The sequence below is a fragment of the Vibrio rhizosphaerae genome (assembly GCF_024347095.1).
Taxonomy (GTDB): Bacteria; Pseudomonadota; Gammaproteobacteria; order Enterobacterales; family Vibrionaceae; genus Vibrio; species Vibrio rhizosphaerae.
The window spans coordinates 2,837,892-2,857,981 of sequence record NZ_AP024903.1 but is presented as its reverse complement, the minus strand read 5'-3'; the positions used below and the strand labels follow the sequence as shown (position 1 = coordinate 2,857,981).

The following is a 20,090-nucleotide window of genomic DNA, read 5'->3' as shown; positions in this document are numbered from 1 at the left end:
GGGTGTTCTCCTTTTATATGGTTTCATCCGTAGCGGTGATCGGGTCGTTTTTGCCGTGATAAGGTGAACCAATCACCAATGGTTTTATTTATTCCCGATGATGTTCATAAGCTTGTCGGAGCCTTTCATCGTAGTGGTTTTCCGCATACCCCGGACCGTTGTAGTAACGGGCAAAGGTTGCCCAGTCAAGGGACTGAATTGCACTGAGCAATTTCGGATTAGACTGAATAAAATGAACGAAGGCCATCAGATGATGACGTTCTGCCAGAAACATATCCCGGACAAAACTTTCGACATCATTATAACCGGCACTTTGATGGTTGAACCCCATGATCTGATAGCGTCCGTAAGAGGCGGATTTCAATGCAGCTTCCCGATCCAGAGTCAGCGCTTGCTGTAAACGCTCGTACTCTTTTTCTCCCCCGGCGTACAGTGAGCGATCCCATTTCGGCGCAGAAATATTCGGATGGGAATCATCAAAGCGATGGCCGCTGTATTTAGAGAACTGATGTGCTTCAAACAATAGGCAAGGTGCGCCGGAGGCAAAGAACCCGCTGCCGGCGGATTCGACATCTGAGACGGCTTTGATCGCGGCAATCTCACACGAGAGGATTGCGCCGGCATCCTGATAATCCTGTTCGCTGAGTCCTCTTTGCGGGGCGGATTCCGGGAGCGCCAGATCAGGAATATAAGCCGGTGTCGGCAGGAGAGCCTGTTTGAGTGCCTGTTCACTTTTACCGCCACAGTCGATCCGATAATCAGGGTGCCGATAGCCTAACAGGGAGGTTTGTAACAGCCCGATGGCATGACAGGTCGGAGATTGATCATGGGGATCAACGATTTTACCGTCTTCGGTTAACGGTGTTGAAAGGCCGATTTTGTCGGCAATTCGGTTCAGGGCTTTCTGGATATTCAACACATCTTCCGGGGTATTGTCCGCACCGTTGCCGACTGATGCCGTCAGTTCCAGCTCTTGCATGGTTCGCTCCTTGTCTCATATGGGTGAATACAAGGTCACAGTAATGAAATTGTTCAGGAAATGATTGGGGGAAATTGGGAATGAATCAGGGGAATTGATGATGTTGCTAGAGGAAAATAAGTAAGCCACTTTTGGCTTACTTAAGTCAATGATTAAAGGTATTTACAGAATCAACTATTCAACCTTAGTGGCATACCATCCATATTTATCTGATGAGGTGTTATGGACTGTCATATTATACAGTTCTCCTGCCATTACATTGTTACTGCCGCTTTTTTTAAACATATATCCAACGTAGTTTTGTGGTGTCTCTAACAGCGGAGACACATCTCTGGAAAACATAATTGTATTACCGGCAACTGAGCCGACAATTTTACTGTTGGGCTCGTTGGCATTGGTGCTTACCATTGTACCTTCGACCAGTAATTTGTCTTGTGAGATTTCTACATCGTAGGTAAAACCATTGACATTAAATTTCCACGATCCGGAAAAATTAGTCGTGGCTGCACTGACCATGCCAGAAAATCCAACCGTTAGTCCGAGTAATACGGCACTCATCTTTTTCATTTTTTATACCTCATTGTTAATTGTAGGAGGATGATATAGGAACTCTTTAAATATTTAACTGTTTGTTTTGTATGATAAATAAAAAATGTGATAATTATATTATTTATTAAAAATATCCAGCGGCTTTTTTCAGCTTATCAACCATTACTTTCTGGTTCTGATTATCGGCAAAAGCGATAGTGTTTGAGGCATAAATATGCTCGCTGGTATCGAGCGTCAGTATTCTGGCAAGACCGGTACTTCCCCAAAACGTATTCACCAGCGTGCGATCGTCATTGGGCAGATGATTTAATTCAGCGGAGCGATAATGGAGGACTTTGGTCGAGGCTGGTGGTAGCTCCGCGTTATTCTGATAATCCTCCATCAGTAAACGTACATCGACATAATTGTTGCCACTGATTTGTACCCGCATTAATGCCACCGGACGGAGTGAAGTGCTGACCCGGCCAATATTACCGGCGACCACGTCGAGGGTGAAATAGCTGTATTGGTGATACTTTTCGGCTTTTAATTTGTTGAGCTGAGCTTCGATACCACGAATATTATCCCGCAACTGTTCCAGCCGCTGATTGTTTTGTTCAATCACATCACTGAGATCATCTCTCACATCTGAAAGCAGAAACTTCAGCGCAGGGAGGTTAAACTGGGGTGTTTGTTTGCCGGTAAACTTCAATTCGGCATAGTTGCGGGTGATAGTGAGCACTTGTTGTTCATAGTAATGGGCTTCTGAGTCGTCCATATAATTGCTGAGTGTCCACTGTTTCATTTCGCCAACCCGGAATTCGCTCAGCAGATGTTCATGATCTTTCGGGTCGAGATAAGCATTGATGGTCGCAATGTATTGCTCCAGCTTAGCGCGGGTTTCTGCAATATTTTTCAGATCCTGACGGGCAGCATCATACGCATTGGTTAAGGTGGATACGGTGAATTCAGGGTAGTCGATTTTATCGCCTTTCTCGCCTTGTGGGTTATATTCATAGCGCAGTCGTTCGGGAATATAAGGTTCGAGCAATTTGAGCTCATCCGTATCCAGTGTGGTTTTAAGATGATCCGACTCGATCCGTTGAATGCCGGTGATTTCGAGTGTGACATCCGAGGTTTCGACAAAATAGATTTGCCAGACCGGAATGACGGATGCGGATGCAATACCTGCCAGCCCTAACAGGATGGGCCGACTCTTTGTTTTTAATATTTCCACCAATCGCTTCATTGACGTTTCCCCTCAAGTTTCCCCGTGATCACACCGTATTCACGATGTCAGGGCTTGGAGAAAATCGCTTTTTTGACGGTGAAACCACTGACGATGAGCGAACATGTGAGCGCTGAATTTGAGCATCCTGCCCGTTATCGGTTCAGCCCGTTATCGGTTCAACCCTTCATCGATTTGACCTGAAAGTTCCTGTATTCAACCGATAACTTTTCAGTGGCGATCACCATACTGAGCCTATGTGAACTAACGGAACAGAGATGCATGATCAACTTAGAAGAGTTTGTCCATTCGATTCATGTGGCGACAGCTTCAGCCGGAGAGGCGCTGATTCAGAAAAATCTCGATCTTCTGGAGCGGTTCTTTGAACCGGCAGATGAGGATGATGAAGACATCACACATATGGCAGATATTGGCCGTTCCGATGCCAAAGTCGAGGGTAAAACACCAAAGCGTACCGAGAAAAATCCACCTCCGCCGGATGATATATCGAAACGGTTTATGCATGGTGAGTATGGGAGCGACATTCCGATTCTTAAACCGAAAATGGTGGCGATGCAGTATCCGACCGTGACTCGCAACGGGCCGGCGGTACAGACGGTGAACGTTCCGTTGATTACGCTGATCCCGTTATCTCAGGTTGAACTGCAGGAAATGAGTTTTTCCACTGAATTGGAGCTCAGTGTCAACGGCGATGCGTTGCAGGTTTCGTTTCCTAAACGGACTCTCAAAGCCAAAGAGATGGCAGAAGAAGGCGCCAATCAGGGTCACGGCGGTAAAGCGAAGCTGGAAGTAAAAATCGCGGCGATGGAGACCCCGGACGGGCTGAAATATATCGTTGATGGTTATGAAAGGGCGCTGCGGGCGCAAGTACCGGGTTAATCTGCGACAACCATGTCTGTGATGACTATAGCACAGACGTTTACTTTACATACAGATAAGGAGTCTTTATGGCAGTCACTTCAGGGCCGGGTCTGGTCTCAATGGCACAACAATTTAGTGGTCTTCCGATGGGAGATCTGATCGGCGGGCCATTGATGGCCGCGGCTGAGGCGAACAATAAAATGGCAATGACGCAGGTAAAGTTCATGCTCGATAGCTGTTTTAGTAAGCAGGCCGTTAAGGGGGGCGGCGGTGATAAGGACGACGAGTCACGTTCTGAATATCAGCCGGTGATGGTTGAGCTCAAACTTAAACGCCCGATCATTACCACGACCAAAGGCAAGGATGAAGGGAAATCGACCGTCAGTACGGATACCGCCGAATCATCGATTTCGATTCCGCTACTGACCCTGTTACCTCTCAATGCACTGGCTGTAGATGACGTCAGTATTGAATTTAATATGGAAGTGAAATCAAGCTTCTCGAATGAACAAAGCCAGCAAGAAAAAGAGAGCATGAGCGCTCAGGGGAGTTTTGAAGCGAAGATTGGCTACGGCCCTTTCTCCGCCAGTGTGAGTGGCAGCGTGTCGAAATCTTCTGAAAAGAGCAACAGTAATACGGAAAAGTATGAAAAGAGTAATAAAGCGAGTTATGACGTCAAGGTTCATGCCGGTCAATTGCCGTTGCCTGAAGGCGTGGGCGTGATCATTAAGGCTTATACCGACAATATTTCGCCGATTATGATCACCCAAAACGGAGAATCATCACCGTCGTGATGACCAAACCTCACTTGGCCAGCCTTCTAGTCTATGCCCTGGAGCTGGCCCTTTTTGCTCAATCAGATTTCTTTTTCTCTTCCCTGTCATGTACAGAGAATGTACAGAAAACATACCAAGGATATTCAGAGGGATCGTTATGAATACGCAATTGCCTTGTCCGACTTGCCTTGAAAACGGTAAGAAGAGCATCATCTACATTGAACCGGAACTGCTGTTATCCGGTGCGCATTTTTCGTGTCCGGTTTGCCATAGCTCAGTGGCACTATCGATCAGTAGTTACCCTGTCTATCGTCAGGGGCTGGCACAGTATCGTCAGTATCAAATGGTGACTAACGGGCTGAAAGCCGAAGGTGAACGGCCGAAAATCAATCGTGGCTAACCGGGATCAAGGTGTGAGCGATGAAAGTAAAGTCGATGAAGGCGAAATCCCAATCTCCCGGCACTCTGGCGGAATGGCTGATGCGAGACATGCTCCGGGCCAAGGCGCGTGCGGAAGATGAAAAATATTCACCGCTTCAGGATTATTTTTCCGTCGGTGACGACGCGCTCATGACGGCCAAGCCTGTGGGAATAAAAATGCCCTGTATCACGGATGAAGGAATTCGTTATCAGATTCAATGGATTCCGTTATATATGTTGTGTCCGTGTCGTTTTTTCAAAATAGAACGTCTGTCTCTTGAGTTAAATGCTTACCTTGAACAACGCGGGCAACAGGACACCACCAAGTCTGCGCCACAGGTGACTTTATCCAAAAAATCGCGCTGGTGGTCTCACAATACTCCGATCAAAATGTCGCTGCAGTTTTCGGAGTCAGCGGGGGAAAGTATCTGTATCGAGTATGATGAGAATAGGTCTGAAGGGCCATCCCCGGAGACGGACTGACTCCGGGAATGTGATCCTGTTTTATTTGGCGTGATACGCCAGATAGGCTTGAGCGGGTGCGCTGCCCATATAGCGGGTTAAGGTTTTTTCTGAAACCTGACGGAGATCAACCACAATCAGGCCGTCCAGTGAATCATGAAAGTCAGGGTCAACATTGAAGCAGGCGAACTTACCGTTCAGGCCTAAGTATTGACGTAACAGAACCGGTACGCCTTTTCCTTCGTCAATCCGGGCAATGACTTTAGACAAGAGTTGTAAGTCAGCCAGTGCACTGAGCAGATGAATATTCCAGTCATGATTTTTGTGCGTCGGCAGTGGGTTGGTCGGTTTAACCAACTGTGCCTGTTCCGGGTCGTAGTAATTTAAAGTCATGGTTTGTGCCAGTAACTGGCGGGCGTCATCACTATATTCATTACTGATACTGACCGGACCAAACAGATGGGTATACTGTGGACGACGGGTCACGAATGTGGCGATCCCTTTCCAGAGCAGTAACAGGGATGCCATACTTTTCTGATAAGGCTGTGCCACTACTGAACGGCCCATTTCAATGGATTTACCCATCTGATGGATAAATTGAGGGTCGTAGTTGAACAAAGTACTGGAATACAGCCCGGCAAGACCATGTTCCGCCATCAGTTCATCGACCAGACCTAATCGATAGGCGCCGACCAGTTCATCAGCTTCCCGATCCCAGATAAACAGATGGAAGTAATGCCGATCGAACTTATCGATATCCAGTGCCAGCCCCGTTCCTTCACCAACGTGACGGAAATTGATTTCCCGGATGCGACCGATTTCGTGCATGATGCAGGGAATTGACGCTGCTTTGGCGCAATACACATCAAACTCATTATATTGCAAGAGATGTTCTTCAGCGGATAACCGGGCCAAATCACTTTTCAGGTCATCAAGCGGTAAACGTGGCGCAACGGGAGGCAGAGTGAGATCACCATCTTGCTTATTACGCTGTTTTTGTGTCGCCGGATCGAGCAGATATGTATTGAAACGCAAGTAATTGACTAACTGCTCGTCGTTCAGTGGGGTGATTTCTTTGTACTGAATCGGCTGACCGATCGCGATCTCGATGGCGCGGGATTTTTTATTGAGGAGTTCGCGCCCGAGCATCAGCGTTCTCAACAGCGGGTGAATTTTGCCTGCCATATAGAAACGCTTGGAGTTTTGCCCGTTAATAAAGATAGGCACTGACGTTGCGTGGTGTTTTTTAATTAAGCGGCTGACAGACGTGCTCCACGCTTTGTCCTGTAGCCGTTGTTGTTTAATATCGACCAGATGAGACACTTCCCCGGCAGGGAAAATCAACAGTAAGCCACCCTGTTCCAGATGACGATGCGCTGTGCGCATGGCCTTCAGATTTGCCTGTTGTGCCTGATTGGTATTGAAGACATCGACCCCGATAAACAGTGAATCCAACTCGGGAACGGTTTTCAGATAGTGATTAGCGAGAATTTGTACATCAGAACGAATTTGCAACAGCATTTCAGCCAGAATGACGCCCTCAACACATCCGAGTGGATGGTTAGCGACCACGACCGTCGGGCCAGACGCGGGGATATGATTTAAGGCACCTTTAATCACCCGATAATCGATACCCAGAATTTCCAGCGTGAATCTTAAAAAGGTTTGGGTATCGCAGTTTGCCGGACGTTGCGCATAGAACTTATCTAACTGCGTCAAGCCTGTTGCCCATTCCGCAATGTGTTCACCGACACCAAATGGTGTCTTCTTGGGGAGCTTAAAAGGACTGTTCGCTATCATATCAACCTCGAATCATGATGATGATCCCCATGCTAGGGTGGTTTTGTTGCAGATGCGCTTCAGTTTTATGAGGCTTTCATGTCATACCGGTGACGTTCTGATGACGGTCTTGTTGCAAATGCCCGACGTCAGACATCGGGCATTTGCAGCTCAGATCTCAGTGCGCCTGCCTGTGTGATGCTACTGCGAGAATCGGTCTTATAAATCGATTAGGTCTTTGTCTTTTAGGTAAGCTTTTCTATATTTAGGGATTAGCTGCCTCATTCAATATATGTTTTGAACGGCCGTGTGTAGCTTATTTTGCCCAGCCTATGTTGCTCTGAAATGGATATGGGTTTGGTTTTATATATGTGATTTATCTGAATTTATTTAAGATTTGTTGGTCGAATGACGACAAGGTGTTGGATTCTGATCCGGAAATGATGCTTGACGGCCATTTTTGTCAGAGGAGAACATTCGTATATCTTTGAGGGAATGGACATTGAATAAAGTAAAAGTTTTGCTGGGGCCGTTGTATCCGGTTGTGAGTGCTGCGGTTGTTTTTATTGTTCTTTTTACGATTTCTCGTCTGGGGCTGTCATTATGGCAGATTGACCGTGTGAATGATGTTCAGGGATGGGGAAATATTTTCTTGGGCGGTTTACGGGTTGATGTGTCGTCCGTTTGTTACTTGTTGGTCTTACCTGCACTTCTTTCTGCTCTTTTTTCAGGTGATCATCTGATTGGACGTTGCTGGCATATGATTCTGCGTCTCTGGCTGACTGCCGGATTATGGTTAGTTGTGTATATGGAAGTCGCAACGGTGCCGTTTATTCAGGAATATGACTTACGGCCTAACCGTTTATTCATCGAGTATCTGATCTATCCGAAAGAAGTGTTCGGCATGCTGTGGAGCGGCTATAAACTGGAGCTGTTGATTGGTCTGATTACATCAGTACTGACGATTTTTATCGGCTGGCGCTGGTCGAAAAAATTGGTGACTGGCCTTGTTTTCCCGCGTTGGTATTGGCGTCCGGTGATTGCTGTTGCTGTGGTTGCATTGGGTGTGATGGGCGCGAGATCGAGTTTTGAACATCGTCCGATGAACCCGGCGATGGTGGCGTTTTCCAGTGATCCATTGATGAATGATTTCGCTTTAAACTCTTCTTATTCGGTGATCTTTGCTGCGAAACAGATGGGCTCCGAAGCGAGTGCATTTCAGTTTTATCCGAAGATGGCCAAAGACAAAATTATCGAAGAGGTGAAAGCCTCGATGAATGTTGAGCCTCAAGATTTTGTACCGGGCGACAGACCAACACTGGCTCGTCATCAGGCGCAATATCAGGGCAAACCAAAGAATATTGTGATTTTGTTATTAGAGAGTCATGGTGCGCAATTTGTCAGTCGTCTCGGGGGAATTAATGCTTCGCCGAATATCGATCGCTTAATCGATGAAGGCTGGGCTTTTACCCGGATGTATGCCACGGGAACCCGTTCGGTTCGTGGGATCGAAGCCGTGACAACCGGATTTACACCCACACCGGCGCGTGCTGTCGTGAAACTGGGTAAGAGTCAGACCAACTTTTTTACCATTGCCGATTTGCTGAAAAAGCGAGGCTATCATACTCAGTTTATTTACGGTGGAGAGAGCCATTTTGACAATATGAAGAGCTTTTTCCTCGGTAATGGCTTTGTGGATATGCAAGATTTTCCAACCTTTAAGTCACCTGAATTTGTGGGCTCATGGGGCGCTTCCGATACCGACTTGTACAAAAAAGCAGATGAGCAGTTTACTCAACTGGATGCGCAGGGAAAGCCTTTCTTTAGCTTAGTTTTTTCTTCATCCAATCACACGCCGTATGAGTTTCCGGATAGCCCGTTCGAACTGTATAACCAGCCGAAAAACACGCAGGAAAATGCCGTCAAATATGCCGATTATGCCTTAGGTCAATTTGTGAAGAAGGCGAAGCAGTCTCCGTACTGGAATGATACGATCTTTGTGGCGGTTGCTGACCATGACGCTCGTACCAGTGGTAACTTACCAGTGCCGATTGGTCACTTTAAAATTCCGGCGATCATCTTTGGCGGCGGTATTGAACACAGACTCGATGATCGTTTGGTCAGTCAGATTGATCTGCCACCAACGCTACTCTCTCTGGCTGGGATCACTAGCGTCAATCCGATGGTCGGCAATGATATGACCAAAACAGTTCCGGTCGGTAAGCAGCGGGCGTTGATGCAACGGGATAAGAACTTTGGGTGGATGACGGCCGACAATCAAGTGGTGGTGATTCGTCCCGAGCAGGGGATTACCACTTATCAGTATGATCCGAAACACGATACCTTAACCGACCATCCGGTTGCCGATTCTATCGTCGAGAGAGCGCACGCTTACGCCATGTGGGGAAGTCTGGCCTTTCAGGATAATTATTATCAGGCGCAAGATGATTACCATGAATCTCAGCACTAGCTGATTGTTCCGGGGGCATCAAACGATGCCCCCGTTTCAACAAACGGTTCAGCGTGGATAGATTGGTCGCAATGATTCCTGAACCGCATTGATCGGGGATTTCGATGATCATCGTGGTAATGATGCAGATTGTTTCAATAAGTCATTCAGTTTGACCTACACTTTAGGCATGTAGGTTGAATCGGACAGATTGATGACAGAGCAAAATATCGGACAAATACTCCAGTCTTTCAATAATATAGAATCTCGAATTCAAGAGCAGAATGCCATGCTTCGGGAGCTGACCGCGAAAGTGAAATCGCTGGAAGCTCAGAATAAGCAATTGGTTCAAATGATCCACCAATTACAATCTGCAGCATCCACACCGCCTGAGCTACCGGGCCAAAATAAAGCTGAGTTTCAGGAGAACGTGACCCGAAGTCTGCGTTCAATTGAAGATAAGTCGAAGAAAGCGATTGAACTGATTAAAGCCAATGGTGGTAAAAAGCGGGCTTGGCCATAGCGATAGAGACGTTTTCGGCGTAAAAAGCGTGAGTGGATATGACGAATTCATCTGCTATCACGCATCTTTTATGCTTCACTATTATCCCGCTATTCACTTCCTCGGTTTTGCATCTCTGATCATGCATATGAGTTTTCTCATCTGTCCACGTCTCGGTTGATCATTTTTATTCACTGATTTTATGAGATAAATCCAATTAATTTCATATGAATGCTTTTGTTTATGTTGTGTTATCTAGATAATATCGCGCCAGGAGCGCTTTGATGTGATACACGCTCCGATTCAAACGATTGATATTATTTGGGGAGTCTCAATGAAAAAATTATTGGTTTTTATCATTTGTCTGGGTGTGCATGTAAATGTATTCGCTTTGGATGCACAAGGAAATGGAAAAGGATGGATTAGTTTAGGTGTGCCTAATTATATCCATATGGGCACGGATGGTCGCTTTTATTTAAATGGTACAAATCAAGGCCGATGTTCTGGGGTTAGACCTCAGTATTTTCGGCTCAATATGGATAAGCCGCATTTTAAAGAGTTTTACTCGTGGCTGCTGTCCATGCAGGTACAAAAGAAAAGTCTCGATTGTGTCGTAGATAGTGGCTGTGGTAGTGATCAGGTATGGGTCTCATATTGTCGAGGTGCGCTATAACCATATACTCGTCTATAGACTTGCTATTCTCAGTCTCCCTCGCAAGACGTTTGATTTTGTGCTGTTCTTCTATTCGCACGATTTCATTCAACCCTATTGAGGATATACCCTTTTAAGGCGAGGGACTCCGTGTCATTAAGGGCAAATATTTGTCCTTAATGATATGATTAAGTCGTTGGCTCATGTCGTACGAATTCGACGCTGATAACCTTATACCCAAGGTAAACGACTAAAAACGATTGATTTATTCTGTATGTCAGGGGAGTAACTCGGTGATGGCGTCATATCTTATGAACTGTTTGGTGGGTGAATTTTAATATTTCATCTTTTTGTGTACAGATTCATTATATTCAAAATGATTATGATGGTTTTATTTTATTATTTTCTAATATGATTTTGGTGAATATATTTCAATTGTCTGGTTTCATATAATTCATATTTTGAATTAAATGATAGATCATAGAATTGTTGTGGCTTATTCCATATTACTCTTATTTTAATGTTTTATTTATCATTAAAACTGTTTGATATTCAATTGTTCTTGTCCATTTAATTCAAAATGGGTAGGCTTGTTGTTTTTGATGAATTATATTGAAAACATTATTTGAGTGAATGTTATTGAGATAATCTGGCAATCTGAGATGCACTGCACAAAAAAAGATGTCTTACTGATATATTGAAACGAATAAATGTGTGACATTTGCTATGATTTTTTAAATTAAAAAATAAAACGATATTTCATTTATTTGTATTTTTGTTTAATTCTTATACACTTCTTATCTTGATAAGTAATCAAATTAATATATGAATCCGCACTATTCGTAAGCAGTTTTTGCGGCTGTTACTGATCGATGCTGTTACTGATCGATATTGTGAAATATCTACATTATGTGTGAACATAGAAGGAACCATAACTGTGAAAGTTTATAATGTTAAAAATAGGCATATTTTGCTTGCTGGTGTGATGGGCTCTGTCATGCTCAGTGGGCCGATTTATGCAGCAGATTACTGCACAGATCAACCCGTAGACGGCATTGTGTATAAAATTGTCAATTCCGGTGCTGACATGTTAGTTGCCGCGGAATCCACTGCCAAAAAAGCGAATATCGCAGCCCAAAAAAATACGGGGAGTGATTCTCAACGATTTATACTGAATCAGCAAAGTAATGGTTATTGGGCGATTCAGGCTTCCGATACCTCGTATGCGGTCACTGTAGAAGGCGGTTCAAAAAGTAATGGTGCGACTGTCCGACAGAATCCCTACCGCCATTCGTCAAGTCAGGAGTGGCAACTGGTTCAGGTGACATCAGGTGCTTATCAGGGAACTTATAAGATCATCAATGCGAATTCGGCATTGTTGCTGACCGTTGCCGGATCAACGGAAGGTTCTGATATCTATCAAAACCAAGATGCCGGTATTAGCTCTCAACGCTGGTGGCTTGAGCCTGTCACAAGAACGTGTGGATCTTCCGGTTCTGATTCTGGTCGTACTTCATCTGCGGATATTTCAAGTTCTTCGGCTGCACCGACAGCGGTTGCTGCTCAACTTGCGGGAGCGAACCGTGAGCCGTTAACGAATGGCTATCCCTCTTTTATCAAACATGTTGATTCTGATGCCACCGTCGTTTCTACACTGGCAGGACTGCTTGCTGCGATCGACGACGCAAAAGCCGGAGATGTTATCTATATGCGGGGCGGTACATACTATGCCTCAGAGACCATCAAGATTAAACATAGTGGTACGGCATCGAAAGCGATTGTATTGAGTGCTTATCCCGGCGATAAACGCCCGGTGTTTGATTTCTCTGCGATGTCAGAGAAAAGTACCAACCGTGGCTTCCAACTGAGTGGAGACTATTGGCACCTATATGGCTTCGATATCAAAAAGGCAGGTGACAATGGGATGTACCTGACAGGTTCGCATAATACGATCGAGTTCATGAAGTTTTATGATAACTCAGATACGGGGCTGCAAATCAGTAGTGGGGCTGCTTACAACTTCATCAAGAACTCTGATTCTTACTACAATGCCGATTCAACGCTTGAAAATGCCGATGGGTTTGCTGCCAAGCTAACTGTGGGAAGCGGAAACTACTTCTACGGTTGCCGGGCATGGAATAACTTGGATGACGGTTTTGATGGTTACCTGCGTGATAACGGCAGCTCTGTGACCACAACGCTGGAATACACCTGGATGATTCGAAATGGTTATCAGAAAAATGGTGTGAAAGGTGCCGGGGATGGTAACGGTTTTAAAACCGGCGGAAGTGATGGTAAAGATTTAGCACACAACGGTGTGTATATTAATACGATCTCTGCGGGGAATACTGCGGATGGTTACGACCAAAATAGTAACCGGGGCACAGTTACGATTTACAATGCAATTGCTTATGGCAATAACCGTAACTTTGGTTTAGGTGATGGCAGCTCACGTCAACTGAAGAGTCTGACCATCAAAAACAGTATTTCTTTAGATGGTGATAACCGGGATAAGTTTGGTGCTGGTTCAACCAACATCACCAATAATAGCTGGCAGGATGGTCTTTCGTTTTCATCATCTGACTTCGCAAGCATTAACATCGATGATTTACTGGCTGAGCGCCAAAGTGATGGTAGCTTACCTGTTGTTCAGTTCTTCCATTTGAAATCGGGAAGTGAACTGATTGATGCTGGCACAGATGTCGGCCTCAATTACAATGGCAAGGCACCTGATTTAGGTTCGTTTGAATCCAAATAAGCCGCACTCGGTATTGTACCCGGGTATGTGTAAAGGTCGGAATTTCCGGCCTTTTTCTTTGTTGGGCCTTCCTAACATATCCTCCTTTTCAGGAGGATATTGATTCAATCACTCATTCATTCGTCTCGTAGCATGACATCGAGTTGATCCACCAACTCAGCCCAGTCGGCATCTTCCTCAATTGCCTGTTTTAAAAAAGCAGATTGGGAAGCGGTCCAAAAACTTGCTTTATGGAGCTGTGTCGAATTCCGAGTGTACCGATGCTTCTTCACGAAGTCCTTAATTTCGTCCGGTGAACTGCCTAAACCAAGCTGTTCGAATAGATCCGTCATGTCGTGTTGAGATATTCCCATGGTCTGCCTCCTTCACTGCGTTCACTTATCTGAAGTATATACGTTGTTCAGGATAGTGTCGGTGGTCAACTGAGTTGTCTATAAACCATGTCGCTGAAACATTTTTAGGTTAAGGAGAGGGAATTAGAACGTTTTCCAGAAGTGTTTTGACAGGCCAGTATGACTATTAAAGCGATTTTAAATTGTTGATTCTAGGAAAAGAACCAGAGCTTCTCAAGACCCTGAGTATTTTTATGGATTGATATCATTGGGTTATCGATATGGAAAGACCGCAGTCGATGACTGCGGTCTTAAATTTGGTGGGCCTTCCGGGACTTGAACCCAGGACCTGCCGATTATGAGTCGGATGCTCTAACCAACTGAGCTAAAGGCCCCTTAAGTCGGACGATTATAGGGGATACGTCCTATACTGTCTAGCCTCAATGATGACTAAATATGCTTATATTTTATTCACTTAAATCAAAGACAATAAAAAAGGTGAGCATTTGCTCACCTTTTGTGCATTGACTTAAATCAGATTACTCATCCAAGAAGCTACGGAGCGTTTCTGAACGGCTTGGGTGCCGTAATTTACGCAGTGCTTTGGCTTCGATTTGACGAATCCGCTCACGGGTGACATCAAACTGTTTGCCGACTTCTTCAAGAGTATGGTCTGTGTTCATGTCGATACCAAAACGCATCCGCAGTACTTTTGCTTCACGAGGCGTCAGGCCTGCCAGAACATCACGCGTCGCAGCTTTTAAGCTAGTCGCTGTGGCTGAGTCGATTGGCAGATCCAGTGTGGTATCTTCGATGAAATCACCCAGATGCGAATCTTCGTCGTCACCGATTGGTGTCTCCATTGAGATTGGCTCTTTGGCAATCTTCAGCACTTTACGAATTTTGTCTTCTGGCATTTGCATGCGCTCTGCCAGCTCTTCAGGGAGTGGCTCACGGCCCATTTCCTGCAGCATTTGACGAGAAATTCGGTTGAGCTTGTTGATGGTCTCGATCATGTGGACCGGAATACGAATGGTCCGGGCCTGATCGGCAATTGAGCGAGTAATTGCCTGACGAATCCACCAAGTTGCGTAAGTCGAGAACTTATAACCACGACGGTATTCAAACTTATCGACTGCTTTCATCAGACCGATATTCCCTTCCTGAATTAAATCGAGGAATTGCAGTCCGCGGTTGGTGTATTTCTTCGCAATTGAAATCACCAGACGTAAGTTTGCTTCAACCATCTCTTTCTTCGCTCGGCGTGCTTTCGCTTCACCGATAGACATGCGACGGCTGATATCTTTGATCCGGACAACGCTTAAAGAGGTCTCTTCTTCAATCGCTTTAAGTTTTTGGATCGAACGGCGGATGTCTTCTTCGCTCTTACGAATTTTGTCAACATAAGGTTTGTCAGATGCGAGAAGGGTATCCAACCAGTTTTCGTCAGACTCATGACCGGTAAAGGCGGTAATAAACGCTTTTTTCGGCATTTTGGCGTGTTCAACCACATGCTTCATGATTAAGCGTTCTTGCGTTTTTACCCGATCCATCGAACCACGAAGTGTTTCAACCAGATTATCAAACTGTTTTGGTGTCAGGCGGAACTCACGGAAGGCATCCAGAACCAGATCAGATGCTTGTGACGTTTGTTCATTCGTTTCACCAAATTCATTCAGGGCTAACTGGTAGTCACGGTATTTGTTACGAAGATTGTTGAACTTCTCTTGTGCTAGCTCAGGATCGATACCGACATCTTCGTCACTATCATCATCGTCGTTGCTATCACTGTCTTCATCTTCGTCTTCATCTTCTTCCTCATCATCTTTATTCTTCGATGACAGAGGCATATCTTCGTCTTCCAGATCCGCACCAGTCAGTTCTGAACCGATATGTGTGGCAGTCGGTGATGTTGTTTCATCAGCGTCTGGATCAACAAAGCCAGAAATCAAATCGGTCAGTCTTAACTCTTCAGTTTCAACTTTGTCGAATTGTTCAAGGATGTAAGGAATGGTTCCCGGATATTCGGCAACAGCGCTTTGAACTTGGTTGATCCCTTCTTCAATGCGCTTTGCAATATCGATTTCACCTTCACGAGTGAGAAGCTCGACAGTCCCCATTTCACGCATATACATGCGAACCGGGTCTGTCGTACGGCCAATTTCACTTTCAACACTGGAGAGAGCTGCTGCGGCTGCTTCTGCAACATCTTCATCCGTAATGTTCGTATCATCATTCAGAGCCAGATCATCAGCATCAGGGGCCGTTTCTACAACCTTGATGCCCATATCGTTAATCATCTGAATAATGTCTTCTACCTGCTCAGAATCTACAATTTCTGCAGGGAGGTGGTCGTTGACTTCAGCGTAGGTCAGATAGCCTTGTTCTTTGCCCTTAAGGACAAGTGATTTAAGCTGTGACTGCGGATTTTGATCCATAGACGGTATCCAACTTCATTTCTAGTGACGGAATTAGTATGCGGAATGCAAACCACGTATTCTAACAAATTAATCATTTGTTGGCTATAAATAAGGGATTATGCTTTCAAATCTAGCATCAATGCTAGCAGCTCCCTTTTCTCGTCAGCTGATAAACCAACGCTTCTCTCTTTTGCCTGCAGATTTTCAATTTGTTTTTCAACACACTGGGTAATGATTTTATCCAGCGAGTCTAAAAATATTTCTTCTTGATTGTCTTCTACCAGTGGGATATCCCAGCTTGCAAGACGTGACAGAAGAGGTTCATTTCGATGACCTCGCCAGTTTTCAAGTAGCTGGCCTGTTGTTACATTGGGGTAATTTTGACATTTTTCAAGGACCTCAATGAATAAGCTTAAACCGGGAATCTCAAGTGTCGCGATACTTGAAAGATCCGGTATCCTATCAGCATAGTTCGGATTTTGGAGAAGCAAAGCGATAACTTCTCTCATCGGCGTACGCTTCATTTCCGTTTGCGGGCGGATCGCCGGCGTCTGTTGCGAAATTTGCTTTTTATTCAATGCTGACTGAATGGCATTGGCGCTAAGGCCAGTGCGCAATGACAATTCTTCCCACAAATAAATTTTCAGCGCTTCGTCTTGAACCTGATTAATGAGCGGTTCAGCCAGATGGACAACTCGAAAACGACCTTCCCGGCTACTATTGTCAACCACGCGGGCCATGAGACCCTGAAACAGAAAATCAGAGAACGACATCGATTGCCGAACTTGGTGTTCGAATGCTTCTGTACCATGCTGACGGATGTATGAGTCCGGATCTTCTTTGTCTGGTAAGAACATAAATTTCAGGGTTTTATTACCACTGAGCAATGAAAGTGCATTCTCTAATGCACGCCATGCGGCTTGCCGGCCAGCATTATCACCGTCATAGCAACACACCACTGCATTGGTTTGCCGGAACAGTACCTGCAAATGGTCGTTGGTTGTCGAGGTTCCCAGCGACGCAACCGCGTAGTCAACCCCATACTGAGCCAGTGCCACGACATCCATGTAGCCTTCGGTCACCAGAATTTGTGGTGGTTCACGATGCGCCTGAAGGACCTCGTATAAACCATACAGCTCTTTACCCTTATGGAAAATATCGGTTTCTGGTGAGTTGAGGTACTTGGGCGTTCCATCACCGAGGACCCGGCCCCCGAAGCCAATGACACGACCACGACGATCCCGAATCGGAAACATGACGCGCCCTCGAAAGCGGTCATAGCGACGGCCGTTGTCATTCTCAACCAGCATTCCGGCCGCGGTAAGCATCTGCTCTGATTCTGGTGTGCGGGAAAAGTTTTTATGGACCAGATCCCATTCATCGGCGATATAACCGATACCAAACTTTTGGACAATCTCTTTAGACAGCCCACGATTTTTTAAATAATCGATTGCCACCTTACTGCTGGTATGTCTGAGTTGATGACGGTAAAACTGGGCAATTTGTTCCATCAAATCATATAAGGTGCGTTTTTGTTCTTTGCGTGCCTGTGACTTCTGGGCATCAAAGGGCGTTGTCCCTTTTTCTCTCGGTACTTCGAGTCCGAGTAATCCTGCCAGTTCTTCTATCGCTTCAACAAACTCTAAACGTTCGTATTCCATCATGAAGTCAATGGCATTACCGTGCACACCACACCCGAAGCAGTGATAGAACTGTTTGTCTTGACTGACACTAAAAGACGGAGTTTTTTCGTTATGGAAAGGACAGCAAGCGCTATAGTTCTTGCCCTTTTTTTTAAGTTTGACGCGAGCGTCGATAACATCGACGATATCTAGCCGAGCGAGTAAATCATTGATGAAATTTCGAGGAATATACCCAGCCATAAGACCTGATAGCTAATGTTACAGTGGATAGCTAATTTACATGTTAGCGCGTATACAAACAAGCCGTGCCATATAGAATAGCACGGCTTGATGTTTAGAGGAGTGGGTTAAGTCAGCTTGCTTTTAACCAAGCTGCTGGCTTTTCCCATATCTGCACGCCCTTGAATTTGCGGTTTCAATACAGCCATGACGTTACCCATATCCTGCATACTTTGAGCACCGGAAGCGGTAATTGCGTCATCAATGAGTTGTAGCACTTCATCATCAGTTAATGCCTGAGGCATAAATTCCTCAAGAACTGCGATTTCGTTGCTTTCCGCATCTGCCAGATCTTGTCGTCCCGCAGATTCATATTGTGCGACAGAATCGCGACGTTGTTTGACCATTTTGGTCAGAACAGCAACGATATCATTGTCGGTTAGCGTAATCCGCTCATCGACTTCACGTTGCTTAATTGCTGACATGGCTAAACGAATAGTGCCAAGGCGTATTTTATCCTTGGCTTTCATCGCAAGTTTTTGCTCTTCTTTGAGTTTGTCAATCAGAGCCATAACTCATTCCTTTCCGAAGGAGTTATTAGTACAGGCGAACGCGACGAGCGTTTTCGCGAGCAAGCTTCTTAGCGTGACGCTTTTGAGCTGCTGCTTTAGCGCGTTTGCGAACAGTGGTTGGTTTTTCATAGTGCTCACGACGACGCACTTCAGAAAGAATACCTGCTTTTTCACAAGAGCGCTTGAAACGACGCAGAGCGACGTCGAACGGTTCGTTTTCACGTACTTTAACTACTGGCATATGCCTTTCACCTCAGGGGATATTCGTTAACGCTGGTCTTGCTTAGTCGGAATACATCCGGTACTTACCAGCACAATCAAAAATGGTGCGGAATTTTAATCCGAATGGAAAGGCTTTGTAAAGTATTTTATGGATGAATCTCTGTACAAAATTTGTCTGTCATCTGAAGGCGAGGTAACATGGCGTCAATTTTGATGTCGAGATGGAAGTTTTCCGGAAAATTATGCGTGTATTAGGTATTGAAACCTCTTGTGATGAAACAGGAATTGCAATTTACGATGATAAACAAGGCTTGCTGGCTCATCAACTCTATAGTCAGATAAAACTTCACGCAGACTACGGTGGCGTTGTCCCGGAGCTGGCTTCAAGAGATCACGTCAAGAAGACCATTCCATTAATTCAGGCGGCAATGGCCGAAGCCAATTGCGGCCCGGAAGATATTGATGGTGTCGCTTATACGGCCGGCCCCGGATTAGTCGGCGCGTTATTGGTTGGTGCTACCATCGGGCGCAGTCTTGCTTATGCCTGGGGTGTGCCGGCTGTCCCGGTTCATCATATGGAAGGGCATTTACTTGCGCCGATGCTTGAGGAAAATCCACCTGAATTTCCGTTTGTTGCCGTGTTGGTTTCGGGTGGACACACGATGATTGTTGAAGTGAATGGGATTGGGGCCTATCGAATTCTCGGGGAGTCAATTGATGATGCCGCCGGAGAAGCGTTCGATAAAACGGCAAAGCTGATGGGACTGGATTATCCGGGCGGGCCGTTATTGGCGCGTCTGGCAGAAAAAGGCACGCAGGGGCGATTTCGTTTTCCTCGCCCGATGACCGACCGACCGGGGCTGGACATGAGTTTTTCCGGATTAAAAACGTTTGCTGCCAATACGATTGCTGCGCATGGTGATGATGAGCAGACCCGGGCAGACATCGCTTATGCTTTTCAGGAAGCCGTGTGTGATACGTTGGTGATCAAATGCCGTCGGGCACTGGAGCAAACCGGGTTAAAGCGGATCGTGATTGCCGGAGGGGTGAGTGCTAATCAGCGGCTGAGAGCCGATTTAGCGCAATTGGCTCAGAAAGTCGGTGGCGCAGTTTATTATCCGCGTACTGAGTTTTGTACCGATAATGGTGCCATGATCGCTTATGCGGGGATGCAACGCTTCAAAAATGGTGAAGTCTCTGGCCTTGCCGTGCAAGCAACACCTCGCTGGCCGATTGATCAGCTTCAGGCTGTTCATGTCTGAGCAAA

18 protein-coding genes and 1 tRNA gene are annotated in these 20,090 nt (G+C 45.7%); 9 read left to right on the top strand and 10 right to left on the bottom strand.

The features are described from left to right. Positions 1–88 precede the first annotated feature (88 nt). The 3 genes from OCV37_RS12440 to OCV37_RS12430 form a co-directional block, all read right to left on the bottom strand. Positions 89–979: an N-acetylmuramidase family protein gene (locus OCV37_RS12440; RefSeq protein ID WP_038183019.1), complete on the bottom strand. Its 891-nt coding sequence runs from the start codon at positions 977–979 to the stop codon at positions 89–91. Positions 980–1,153: 174 nt separating this feature from the next. Beyond that, entirely contained in the window at positions 1,154–1,546 is a 393-nt protein-coding gene (locus OCV37_RS12435; RefSeq protein WP_038183022.1) for a hypothetical protein, read from the bottom strand. Positions 1,547–1,652: 106 nt separating this feature from the next. Further along, positions 1,653–2,756 (bottom strand): hypothetical protein, encoded by a 1,104-nt coding sequence (locus OCV37_RS12430; RefSeq protein ID WP_038183025.1) that lies wholly within the window; start codon positions 2,754–2,756, stop codon positions 1,653–1,655. Positions 2,757–3,017: 261 nt separating this feature from the next. Here OCV37_RS12430 and OCV37_RS12425 point away from each other — a divergent pair, with 261 nt between their 5' ends. The 4 genes from OCV37_RS12425 to OCV37_RS12410 all read left to right on the top strand — a co-directional run bounded on the left by OCV37_RS12425 (position 3,018) and on the right by OCV37_RS12410 (position 5,296). Continuing rightward, positions 3,018–3,635, top strand: a complete 618-nt coding sequence (locus OCV37_RS12425; RefSeq protein WP_038183028.1) for a DUF2589 domain-containing protein — start codon at positions 3,018–3,020, stop codon at positions 3,633–3,635. 68 nt (positions 3,636–3,703) lie between these two features. Then, a complete protein-coding gene (locus tag OCV37_RS12420; RefSeq protein WP_038183029.1) occupies positions 3,704–4,411 on the top strand; it encodes a DUF2589 domain-containing protein in 708 nt (235 codons plus the stop codon). 139 nt (positions 4,412–4,550) lie between these two features. Then, positions 4,551–4,793, top strand: a complete 243-nt coding sequence (locus OCV37_RS12415) for a hypothetical protein (protein ID WP_038183030.1) — start codon at positions 4,551–4,553, stop codon at positions 4,791–4,793. Positions 4,794–4,813: 20 nt separating this feature from the next. After that, positions 4,814–5,296, top strand: a complete 483-nt coding sequence (locus OCV37_RS12410; protein WP_157635035.1) for a hypothetical protein — start codon at positions 4,814–4,816, stop codon at positions 5,294–5,296. Positions 5,297–5,317: 21 nt separating this feature from the next. On the opposite strand, the gene OCV37_RS12405 is transcribed toward OCV37_RS12410, so the two are convergent. Further along, the gene (locus OCV37_RS12405) at positions 5,318–7,075 is read right to left on the bottom strand and encodes a lysophospholipid acyltransferase family protein (RefSeq protein WP_038183033.1); all 1,758 of its coding nucleotides are present in this window, start codon (positions 7,073–7,075) and stop codon (positions 5,318–5,320) included. Positions 7,076–7,556: 481 nt separating this feature from the next. Between OCV37_RS12405 and OCV37_RS12400 the strand changes: the two genes are divergently transcribed. From OCV37_RS12400 to OCV37_RS12385, 4 genes are all read left to right on the top strand, one after another. After that, positions 7,557–9,524, top strand: coding sequence for an LTA synthase family protein (locus OCV37_RS12400; RefSeq protein ID WP_157635037.1), 1,968 nt, complete (start codon positions 7,557–7,559; stop codon positions 9,522–9,524). A 193-nt stretch (positions 9,525–9,717) separates the two neighbouring features. Next, positions 9,718–10,026: a hypothetical protein gene (locus OCV37_RS12395; RefSeq protein ID WP_038183037.1), complete on the top strand. Its 309-nt coding sequence runs from the start codon at positions 9,718–9,720 to the stop codon at positions 10,024–10,026. Positions 10,027–10,339: 313 nt separating this feature from the next. Further along, positions 10,340–10,678, top strand: coding sequence for a hypothetical protein (locus tag OCV37_RS12390; RefSeq protein WP_157635039.1), 339 nt, complete (start codon positions 10,340–10,342; stop codon positions 10,676–10,678). A gap of 916 nt (positions 10,679–11,594) precedes the next feature. Continuing rightward, a complete protein-coding gene (locus OCV37_RS12385) occupies positions 11,595–13,415 on the top strand; it encodes an RICIN domain-containing protein (protein WP_038183043.1) in 1,821 nt (606 codons plus the stop codon). 116 nt (positions 13,416–13,531) lie between these two features. Here the strand turns inward: OCV37_RS12385 and OCV37_RS12380 are convergent, their stop codons facing one another. The 6 genes from OCV37_RS12380 to rpsU all read right to left on the bottom strand — a co-directional run bounded on the left by OCV37_RS12380 (position 13,532) and on the right by rpsU (position 18,842). Then, on the bottom strand, positions 13,532–13,768 hold the full coding sequence (locus tag OCV37_RS12380) for a DUF2789 domain-containing protein (RefSeq protein WP_038183046.1): 237 nt from the start codon (positions 13,766–13,768) through the stop codon (positions 13,532–13,534). Between the two features lie 297 nt (positions 13,769–14,065). Beyond that, positions 14,066–14,142: transfer RNA gene (locus OCV37_RS12375), tRNA-Ile, on the bottom strand. Between the two features lie 144 nt (positions 14,143–14,286). Next, positions 14,287–16,185, bottom strand: a complete 1,899-nt coding sequence (gene rpoD / locus OCV37_RS12370; RefSeq protein ID WP_038183048.1) for an RNA polymerase sigma factor RpoD — start codon at positions 16,183–16,185, stop codon at positions 14,287–14,289. A gap of 98 nt (positions 16,186–16,283) precedes the next feature. Then, entirely contained in the window at positions 16,284–18,050 is a 1,767-nt protein-coding gene (dnaG, locus tag OCV37_RS12365; RefSeq protein WP_038183052.1) for a DNA primase, read from the bottom strand. A gap of 107 nt (positions 18,051–18,157) precedes the next feature. Continuing rightward, positions 18,158–18,601 carry a GatB/YqeY domain-containing protein gene (locus OCV37_RS12360; RefSeq protein ID WP_038183055.1) on the bottom strand — a complete coding sequence of 148 codons (444 nt, stop codon included), beginning with the start codon at positions 18,599–18,601 and terminating at the stop codon, positions 18,158–18,160. Positions 18,602–18,626: 25 nt separating this feature from the next. After that, on the bottom strand, positions 18,627–18,842 hold the full coding sequence (rpsU, locus tag OCV37_RS12355) for a 30S ribosomal protein S21 (protein ID WP_001145625.1): 216 nt from the start codon (positions 18,840–18,842) through the stop codon (positions 18,627–18,629). Between the two features lie 223 nt (positions 18,843–19,065). On the opposite strand from rpsU, the gene tsaD reads away from it, so the two are divergent. After that, the gene (tsaD, locus tag OCV37_RS12350; protein WP_038183836.1) at positions 19,066–20,085 is read left to right on the top strand and encodes a tRNA (adenosine(37)-N6)-threonylcarbamoyltransferase complex transferase subunit TsaD; all 1,020 of its coding nucleotides are present in this window, start codon (positions 19,066–19,068) and stop codon (positions 20,083–20,085) included. Positions 20,086–20,090: the final 5 nt, after the last annotated feature.

Coding starts and splice junctions, on each gene's coding strand:
- OCV37_RS12380 (WP_038183046.1), bottom strand. CDS start 13,768: ATGGGAATATCTCAACACGACATGACGGATCTATTCGAACAGCTTGGT.
- OCV37_RS12425 (WP_038183028.1), top strand. CDS start 3,018: ATGATCAACTTAGAAGAGTTTGTCCATTCGATTCATGTGGCGACAGCT.
- OCV37_RS12395 (WP_038183037.1), top strand. CDS start 9,718: ATGACAGAGCAAAATATCGGACAAATACTCCAGTCTTTCAATAATATA.
- OCV37_RS12390 (WP_157635039.1), top strand. CDS start 10,340: ATGAAAAAATTATTGGTTTTTATCATTTGTCTGGGTGTGCATGTAAAT.
- OCV37_RS12405 (WP_038183033.1), bottom strand. CDS start 7,075: ATGATAGCGAACAGTCCTTTTAAGCTCCCCAAGAAGACACCATTTGGT.
- OCV37_RS12420 (WP_038183029.1), top strand. CDS start 3,704: ATGGCAGTCACTTCAGGGCCGGGTCTGGTCTCAATGGCACAACAATTT.
- OCV37_RS12430 (WP_038183025.1), bottom strand. CDS start 2,756: ATGAAGCGATTGGTGGAAATATTAAAAACAAAGAGTCGGCCCATCCTG.
- OCV37_RS12440 (WP_038183019.1), bottom strand. CDS start 979: ATGCAAGAGCTGGAACTGACGGCATCAGTCGGCAACGGTGCGGACAAT.
- dnaG (WP_038183052.1), bottom strand. CDS start 18,050: ATGGCTGGGTATATTCCTCGAAATTTCATCAATGATTTACTCGCTCGG.
- OCV37_RS12410 (WP_157635035.1), top strand. CDS start 4,814: ATGAAAGTAAAGTCGATGAAGGCGAAATCCCAATCTCCCGGCACTCTG.
- rpoD (WP_038183048.1), bottom strand. CDS start 16,185: ATGGATCAAAATCCGCAGTCACAGCTTAAATCACTTGTCCTTAAGGGC.
- OCV37_RS12415 (WP_038183030.1), top strand. CDS start 4,551: ATGAATACGCAATTGCCTTGTCCGACTTGCCTTGAAAACGGTAAGAAG.
- OCV37_RS12435 (WP_038183022.1), bottom strand. CDS start 1,546: ATGAAAAAGATGAGTGCCGTATTACTCGGACTAACGGTTGGATTTTCT.
- tsaD (WP_038183836.1), top strand. CDS start 19,066: ATGCGTGTATTAGGTATTGAAACCTCTTGTGATGAAACAGGAATTGCA.
- OCV37_RS12360 (WP_038183055.1), bottom strand. CDS start 18,601: ATGGCTCTGATTGACAAACTCAAAGAAGAGCAAAAACTTGCGATGAAA.
- rpsU (WP_001145625.1), bottom strand. CDS start 18,842: ATGCCAGTAGTTAAAGTACGTGAAAACGAACCGTTCGACGTCGCTCTG.